Genomic DNA, 6,248 nt, shown 5'->3' on the forward strand with positions numbered 1-6,248 from the left:
AAATCATCAACGCTGGCGGCGCTTCGGGAGACGTTCGGCCTTCACCACAACAGTGGGGGTGCGGAGAATCTTGGCTCCGCATTCGAGTATTTCCAACTTACCTGCGCCCAACTTGGTGAGCGCCGTACGGTCTCGCTCGATCTCCTCGGCGGCGCTCGAACCCTTGAGTGCCAACATCCGGCCGTGCTCGTGAATGAGTGGGAGGGACCAACGTGCCAGCTTCTCGAGAGGCGCCACAGCTCGCGAGGTGACTACATCCGCGCCGCCCGCTTCCTTCACAACACCCGATTCCTCGGCTCGCCCTCGGACAACCAATACGTCCAATCCGTTGGACTCGATGAACTCCGCGAGGTACACCGAGCGTCGGAGCAACGGTTCGACCAGAGTCACTTTCAAGTCCGGGCGGGCGATTGCGAGAGGGATACCGGGTAGACCGGCACCGCTTCCAACGTCCACAACCGACTCGCCTTCGGCAATCAACTCACCGATGACGGCGCAATTGAGAAGGTGACGCTCCCACAGTCGAGGGACTTCACGGGGACCAATGAGCCCGCGCTCGACACCATCCGTCGCCAGGGATTGGTAATACCGTTCCGCGATCTCATATCTGTCACCGAACACTGCGCGCGCAGTCTCTTGTTCGTCCCAGTCAACCGACGCCGCACCATTCTGTTCCACGTGAAACATCCTCCCGCGTAAACCGCGAAATCAACAATCAAGACCGAAATCATTATCCGCTCTGGAGCCGACATGTGTTCGCTTCTGCACACCGACTCGCTGTGAGTCTGCCGACTCGTTCATTCTTTGGGAAGTATTCGGCCCAAAATTCAAGCGGCGGAGGGGAGGGGTTCACGTTCCACGTGAAACATCGCGCTGATAAATCTTCCAATTCTGACGCGTTTCACGTGAAACATAGCCCTCCGATCAAATGCCGATAGCAGCGCGATTCTTAGTATCATCACAGTGACGAAACTGTCATGGGTAGTTACATGGATGGAATTCTGACCCAAAATGGGCAATTTTCAACGAAAAGTGGTTGCCGAAAATCGCTGTCGTAGGACTGCCGAGCGGACTCGGTCACTCTGACCCAGTCGGTTTCTGACGCGGACGTTCTTCTTCGATTCCAGTTCTTGGACGACATCCGAAGACGAAGATGACCGCAATGACTCAATCCCCACGAAGGCACCGCCAATTATTGTGGCCAACAGAGCAAGAGCCCGCGGCGCCTACGCCGATCAAACCATCCACATAATTAGCCGCCCACAGCGCTCCGTTGACCAGAGCCCTGACAGCAGCGAGCACGATGACGGCGAGAGCAGAACCCTCGCTAGTCCCGCCCATCTGATACGAAACCTCAACCCTCGGCGGTTCCACGTTGGTACCGAGGCACCACATCGACCCGGTTTCACGTGAAACGAAGGCCGACTATTTCGAGTCGAGGGAGAGGGGCATCTCGCAATACGGCAACCTGCCGCCCTTCGGTAAATCTCATGGCAAGCTCGGAATCCATGTCTCGCGGGCAAATAGCAGCCATGGACCATACCGCCAACTCGACGGATACTGACGTAAACGATGACGGGACCGAGGGGTCGATCAGCCAAGTTGTCTGCCGTACCGGAACTGACCAAGCCAGCGTGGTCGAACCACGGATCGCTTGTGGTCTCGCCTCGAGGCGACCGGTTGGCAGCGATCACGACCTGACCGGGGCTCTCGGGTCTAGATGAGTAACCGTCAGGCAGTGCCGAATGAAATGTCAGCACCCGGTAAGGCCATACGCAGATCCGGTTCGACAACCGAGACGAGTTCAAACTCCACTGAAGGCGGTTCTGCTCTACAGAAGGCGGAAGAGTCCGGACGGCCCTCAATTGATGCATTCATCGCGTTTCTGACTCGCTTGTTAAAAAGGTCGCCGACGCACCTGGGAAGTTCCGTACGGCACGGCGGTGTTCATATCCCAAAAAGGCATCCAACGAGGTACCTCGACTTACTCCATAGTGCGGTGGAACCAGGCGATGGAGCGCAGTGGTTCTGAGGTCGAGAAGATACTAGGCGTGGTACAAATCGGGCATGAGATACGCAATTGTTGCCGCTGCCATATTGGCCTCGCTGGCTGCACCCGCTTTGGCCAGCGCCCAGGTCCCGTACCAACCGCCAGTGGTGGCGCTCGTTGGTGATGATTCATCGATCACCGCGACGATCACGAACCCGAATGACAGTGGCATCTGCACCCTGTCAATTTCGTCCTCACCGAGACCACCGGTGAACGATCCCAATGACCACACACGCACGGTCGAGCCTTTCACCGATGACGATGCCTCCTGGCCGCAGGCCGGGCAGTCGGTGGAACTAACGCGCGACGATCTCCAGCCGGGGGTTTACGACCTCACCGCCTGGTGCGGTAAGCCCGCGCAGGGAGGAGGTTGGGTGATGGGACAACTGTCGAATGGCGTGTCCTACGAGGTGCGGGTTGGATCGATGCCGGAACCTACAGGCTCCCTGGCGTTCGGGTCATAAAGACCACGAGATTGCGCCTACGAGCGAACCGGATGGGTATTTCCGATTTCCTTCATCCGCCTTCGCTTACCCGATCAAAACGAAGAAGCAATGACCCACCCATGAGGGAATCGCCGCCTAGGGACTGAGCCCCGACCATACAGAAAGAGCATGCGTAAGGCACTCAAGATCATCAATCCGAGAGGGATTCCGGAACGCTCGTGGGACATGTCGACAACGATAGGCACCTGACCGTCACCGTGCCGCCGGATTCGGTTTCACGTGAAACACCTCTCGGACACAGAAGCGGGCCCCGGAAAATCCGGGGCCCGCATTCGATCAAGGGGGAGTGTCAGTCCTTGAGGACAACCACTCGACGAGACGGCTCAGCGCCTTCGCTCTCGCTGGAAACACCGGCGACCTTGGCGACGGCGTCGTGCACGATCTTGCGTTCGAACGGCGTCATCGGAGCAAGCTCTTCGCGTTCGCCGGTCTCGAGAACACGCTTTGCAGCTTCCGCACCGAGAGCACTGAGTGCCTCGCGCCGGCCCGCACGCCACCCGGCGATGTCGAGCATCAAGCGGCTGCGCTCTCCGGTCGACTGCTGAACTGCCAGACGAGTCAGCTCCTGGAGAGCATCCAGAACCTCACCCTTGCGTCCCACGAGCTTGGTCAGGTCGTCGCCGCCGTCGATGCTGACGATCGCCCGATCGCCCTCGACGTCAAGGTCGATGTCTCCGTCGAAATCGAGAACGTCGAGCAACTGCTCGAGGTAGTCGCCGGCGATCTCGCCCTCTTCGATCAGGTCGTCATCGGAATCGTCGATGTCTACATCCACATCGGTAACCGGCGCAGTGGTCTCGGTGCTCACGTCTGCGTTCTCTCCATCCACAACGATGTCAGCTTCACTGGACATTGGTCGTTCTCTTTCCTGGATCAGCGCCGTTTATTGCGCTTGGGGGAGTTGCCGCGGTTGCTCTGTGGCCGGTTCTGTTTCGGTTTCGACGTGGAACCACCACTGGAACCCGAGGGCTTCGGCTGTGGCTTCTTGAGCGAAACTTCCGGGGCGTCACCGTCGTCGTCGGCTGAATCCGCGGTCTTCAGCGCAGCCGGAGATCCCTTCTTCTTGCTGGGATCGGGACGGGCACCGGGCTTGGGCGCATTGTCGTTGCGGCGAGTGATCGCTTCCTGCTTCTTGGCTTCTTCTTCCGCGTCGATCTTGCGGAAGACGAGGTGCTGCTGACCGTAGGTCCAGATGTTGTTCGACACCCAGTACAGGAGGATCGCGATCGGAAGGAACGGTCCACCGACCAGAACACCGAGCGGGAAGACGTACAGGGCGAGCTTGTTCATGATCGCGGACTGCGGGTTCGCGGCAGCTGCTTCGCTCTGACGGGCAACAGAAGCGCGTGAGTTGAAGTGCGTCGCGATGCTGGCGATGATCATCAGCGGAGCGGCCACGAGGATGATGTTCAGCCGTGACGGAAGCTCGGGAACGTTCTCGGTGACGTAGGCCTGAAGCTGCGCAACCGGCGTCGTGATCGCGGCCGAGATGGGCGCGCCGAACAGACGAGCATCCAGGAACGACTGGACGTCAGTGGCCGAGAAGACGTAGTTCGGGGTGTTGAGGTTGTCCTCGGCGCTCATGCCCAGCTGGCCCATGCCGGTGCCGGTGCGGTTGAACGAGCGCAGGACGTGGAACAGACCGATGAACACCGGAGCCTGAGCCAAGACCGGGAGACAGCCCATGATCGGGTTGAATCCGTGCTCCTTCTGGAGCTTCTGCATCTCGACGGCCTGGCGCTGACGGTCGCCCGAATACTTCTTCTGCAATGCCTTGATCTGTGGCTGCAGTTCCTGCATCTGACGCGTCGTGCGGACCTGCTTCACGAACGGCTTGTACAGAACCGCACGCAAGGTGAACACCAGGAACACCACGGAAAGCGCCCAGGCTATTCCGTTGTCCGGGCCGAGAATGAACCCGAAGACCTTGTGCCAGACCCACAGAATCGCGGATACCGGATAGTAGATGAAATTGAGCACGGCTCTAAGTACTCCTCTGTTCGTCCGTCGGACTGTGACACGCTGCGCGTGCTTCCGGACAGCTATGGCGGCTACCCGCATCACGGTCACGACGGGCAGGGACAGGGTCCCACCCTCCAGAATGCCAGGGGGCACACTTCGCCAACCGCACCACAGTCAAGAAAAGGCCTTTGATCGCCCCGTGAGTGCGCAGCGCTTCGACTGCGTATTCACTGCAGGTGGGGGTGAACCGGCAGGTCGGCATCCTCAAGGGCGACACATACGTCCGGTACAACTCGATACAGAAGATGAGAACAGTGGCGGGAGCGCGACGCACAGCCTTCAACACCGTGATGACACGGGAGGCTCTGGGAGTCTCGATCTGCTCAGAGAGCGGAGTACTCATGGCTCTTCACTTACCGACACCAATAGGTTCATTTTGGTCAGGCCCCCGCGCAACTGCTTGGCCAGTTCGGCTGAACTGGCGGTAGCTGCACCCGGAAGTGCGCGGATAACCACGTCCGTCTCCGGCGAAACCTGCCCGACGAAATCTGCACAGATATGACGAAGCCGGCGTGCGACTCGATGTCGAATCACCGCCGGCCCGACAGCCTTGCTCACGATCAGCCCGAAACGGGGACCGTGATTTGTTACTACCAGCGCCTCTACTTGCTCGCGATCGAACGCGTGCACGACAAGGTCGCGTCTTCCCATACGACGCCCGCGTCGCACCGCCACGGAGAAATCCGCGTGGCGACGCAACCGAGACGGCTCAGGCAACACCCCGAGCTCCTGAACTCGAAATCAGATCAGGCGGTGAGGGAATCGCGGCCCTTACGGCGACGCGCCGAAACGATTGCACGACCCGCACGGGTACGCATACGAAGACGGAAGCCGTGAACACGCGCGCGGCGGCGATTATTCGGCTGGAACGTCCGCTTGCCCTTGGCCACGGTCAACACTCCTCGAAGTTCATTGACGCCTCCCGGCGTCATTCAGTGATCGACGCCTTACGGCGCCTTTGGATCCAACAGGTACAGAACAATCAACTTCACTCGTTGTGGCTTGGAAGACCGATCCGACCTGACATATGTAGCCAGCACGAAGCGATCACCACCAGCGGGTGACCGTTCGAGGTTACTTACCACCGTTGCCAAGGTCAAACCAGCCCGATTCGGAGCCCTCCCGCGGCAACCACGGCGACACGCCGATACTTACATCATTCCGCAGATTCCATTCACAGTGTGCATACGGCCGTGACCTCGAGCGAGGCGGCAAGTGTGACCTTGGCAACAGTTCCGCTACGGACTGCAGGTGACCCGAAGGCAACCCGGACAGTTCCACCGGCGCATGCTCTCGACAAGGCCTCATCAGCACATACGGGCACGAGCGCCGGACGCGACCCCGAATCCCGAGTTTCCACATTCATCCACAGGGCTGTGAGTGTTGACGCATCCCCGACACCAAGTGGCGAACGCCTCGAGTTCCGACAAAGTTGCAGGTAGATCAATTTCTCGATCACTTTGACGAATTTGGTTGACGAAAAAACCGACTCAGTGCAGGTTTGTCCACATCTGTGGATAATTGTGTGGAAACACAGCCCAGGTGGCATATTCGTAGCCTGTTACGGGGTTCTCACCCCGGGTGGTAATCCACCGAATCATTCGACGCCGCAGCCATACGCTCGGCAGCTGCAGCACACCCACTGTCGGCGAAACACGGGAAGGAACCAC

General features: G+C 59.3%; 7 protein-coding genes. All 7 read right to left on the minus strand.

Annotation, left to right across the window (positions count from 1 at the left end):
- Positions 1 to 6 precede the first annotated feature (6 nt).
- Positions 7 to 687, minus strand: coding sequence for a 16S rRNA (guanine(527)-N(7))-methyltransferase RsmG (gene rsmG / locus RA302_RS30005; RefSeq protein ID WP_019746204.1), 681 nt, complete (start codon positions 685 to 687; stop codon positions 7 to 9).
- A 1,358-nt stretch (positions 688 to 2,045) separates the two neighbouring features.
- Positions 2,046 to 2,303, minus strand: coding sequence for a hypothetical protein (locus RA302_RS30010; RefSeq protein ID WP_030536721.1), 258 nt, complete (start codon positions 2,301 to 2,303; stop codon positions 2,046 to 2,048).
- A gap of 542 nt (positions 2,304 to 2,845) precedes the next feature.
- Positions 2,846 to 3,409: a protein jag gene (locus RA302_RS30015; RefSeq protein WP_030536720.1), complete on the minus strand. Its 564-nt coding sequence runs from the start codon at positions 3,407 to 3,409 to the stop codon at positions 2,846 to 2,848.
- A 20-nt stretch (positions 3,410 to 3,429) separates the two neighbouring features.
- Positions 3,430 to 4,536 carry a membrane protein insertase YidC gene (yidC, locus tag RA302_RS30020; protein ID WP_003942570.1) on the minus strand — a complete coding sequence of 369 codons (1,107 nt, stop codon included), beginning with the start codon at positions 4,534 to 4,536 and terminating at the stop codon, positions 3,430 to 3,432.
- A gap of 4 nt (positions 4,537 to 4,540) precedes the next feature.
- Positions 4,541 to 4,921, minus strand: coding sequence for a membrane protein insertion efficiency factor YidD (yidD, locus tag RA302_RS30025; RefSeq protein ID WP_007729147.1), 381 nt, complete (start codon positions 4,919 to 4,921; stop codon positions 4,541 to 4,543).
- Positions 4,918 to 5,298, minus strand: a complete 381-nt coding sequence (gene rnpA / locus RA302_RS30030; RefSeq protein ID WP_019746209.1) for a ribonuclease P protein component — start codon at positions 5,296 to 5,298, stop codon at positions 4,918 to 4,920. The genes yidD and rnpA overlap by 4 nt, the downstream gene beginning before the upstream one ends.
- 26 nt (positions 5,299 to 5,324) lie before the next feature.
- Positions 5,325 to 5,468 carry a 50S ribosomal protein L34 gene (rpmH, locus tag RA302_RS30035; protein WP_003942540.1) on the minus strand — a complete coding sequence of 48 codons (144 nt, stop codon included), beginning with the start codon at positions 5,466 to 5,468 and terminating at the stop codon, positions 5,325 to 5,327.
- Positions 5,469 to 6,248 lie beyond the last annotated feature (780 nt).

Origin of the sequence: Rhodococcus sp. DN22 (genome assembly GCF_036669995.1) — a bacterium.
GTDB classification, from domain to species: Bacteria; Actinomycetota; Actinomycetes; order Mycobacteriales; family Mycobacteriaceae; genus Rhodococcus_F; species Rhodococcus_F erythropolis.

Excerpts from the sequence above, each read along its gene's own strand:
- rsmG (WP_019746204.1), bottom strand. The coding sequence starts at position 687 with ATGTTTCACGTGGAACAGAATGGTGCGGCGTCGGTTGACTGGGACGAA.
- RA302_RS30015 (WP_030536720.1), bottom strand. The coding sequence starts at position 3,409 with ATGTCCAGTGAAGCTGACATCGTTGTGGATGGAGAGAACGCAGACGTG.
- yidD (WP_007729147.1), bottom strand. The coding sequence starts at position 4,921 with ATGAGTACTCCGCTCTCTGAGCAGATCGAGACTCCCAGAGCCTCCCGT.